The organism is Sphingobacterium sp. 1.A.4 (genome assembly GCF_002734245.1).
Classification (GTDB): domain Bacteria; phylum Bacteroidota; class Bacteroidia; order Sphingobacteriales; family Sphingobacteriaceae; genus Sphingobacterium; species Sphingobacterium tenebrionis.
Genome location: NZ_PEAZ01000121.1, coordinates 1 through 1,307, shown reverse-complemented (window position 1 = coordinate 1,307; position 1,307 = coordinate 1). Strand labels below are relative to the sequence as shown.

2 protein-coding genes are annotated in these 1,307 nt (G+C 46.0%); both read right to left on the bottom strand.

All coding sequences use genetic code 11. From position 1 onward, the window contains the following. Positions 1 to 33 precede the first annotated feature (33 nt). Positions 34 to 1,017, bottom strand: coding sequence for an ISAon1 family transposase (locus CRJ00_RS18070; protein WP_245153279.1), 984 nt, complete (start codon positions 1,015 to 1,017; stop codon positions 34 to 36). Next, on the bottom strand, positions 1,010 to 1,307 hold a 298-nt coding region (locus CRJ00_RS18065), incomplete at its 5' end, for an ISAon1 family transposase N-terminal region protein (protein ID WP_218962246.1). The genes CRJ00_RS18065 and CRJ00_RS18070, both read right to left, overlap by 8 nt.

Below are 1,307 nucleotides of genomic sequence, written 5' to 3'. Positions count from 1 at the left end.
GGATCATACCGAAAGTTTGGGGGGTAAAGATTTTTAAGCATATAATTTCATCACTCTGTACAGGAAGAATGTTGTGTCCCTTACGCCACGAAAGACACTCCTAAAAGCTTTGAGTTTTGCATTGAAAGATTCTGCCGAGGCATTGGTGCTTCTGTTATCGAAGTAGTGTAGTATATATTGGTGATGTGCTGCAATGGATCTTGCCACGCTCTCAAAGGAAGCAATGCCCGCATTCTCAACCTGATTGTGCCACAGACCTAGCTTTGTAAAAGCTATCTTTTTGTCCCTGCATTTGTTGAATATGTCACCCAGGGCAATTCCAAGATCATAAGCCTGTTTTAGCTTGGGAAACCGCAGGAACAACAGTTCAGCTCGGTTTTTCTGGCTTTCCGACCATCTGCTTGGATGTTTGAACAGCAGGTGTCTCGACCTGGCCAATAGCTGTTTGAGCGTATCACCATTGGGCAACAATTCGGGTTCATATGGGATCCCTCTCTTTCGCGACTCCATTATCTTCTTGCTTTCTGCATCCAGGACTTCCCAACGATATTTGATACGGAGTTCCTGTACTGCATCATAGGCCAGTTTTTGGACATGGAACCGATCGACCACACGTCTGGCATTCCTGAAACACCTTCGGATAGCCTTGGCCATGTTGGGGGCCATATCCATGGTCACCTCCTTTACCCTGTTCCGTGAGCGCAAGGGTATCCGATCAAGAACAGCCATGATATCCTCAGCCTTAGTGCCCTTAATAGTTGCCAGGATCGTTCCTTTACGCCCCTTTGCCGATTTACTGCTAACAATGGTATATAACTCACCATTGCTGAAGCTGGTCTCATCTATGCTCAGATGTTCCGAGATGTTTTCAGGAAACAATGTCCAGCTCTCGGCATGAGGTTTTTGGTCCCAATCATGGAAATCACTGAGGTGGTTCTTGTACTGATCCTGGAGTTGCTTGCCGTCCATTTGGAAGAATAATCCTACCAATTGGGTGCTTACAGGATGGTTATCCAAATATCTTCTTTAAAAAAAGCCCGAATTCCGTAGTCATTCGAGCACCCTCACGCACAAGGTTCCAATCTCTTGTAATGATCTGTCCGGTATCCAGGACCGTCCAGCGACGACGACGGATATGTAGCGTAACTTTCTGGCCTCGAATGGGAAAGTCCGAGATCTCGGTGGAAGGCATGAAGCCCTTTGACTCCAACCTGTTGTTCTCATAGCCTGTCGGAGCAATATTAAGTTCATCTAAATAAATATGGAGCTGATTGTCGACCTGATCGACTTCTATGATCTGAAAGTAT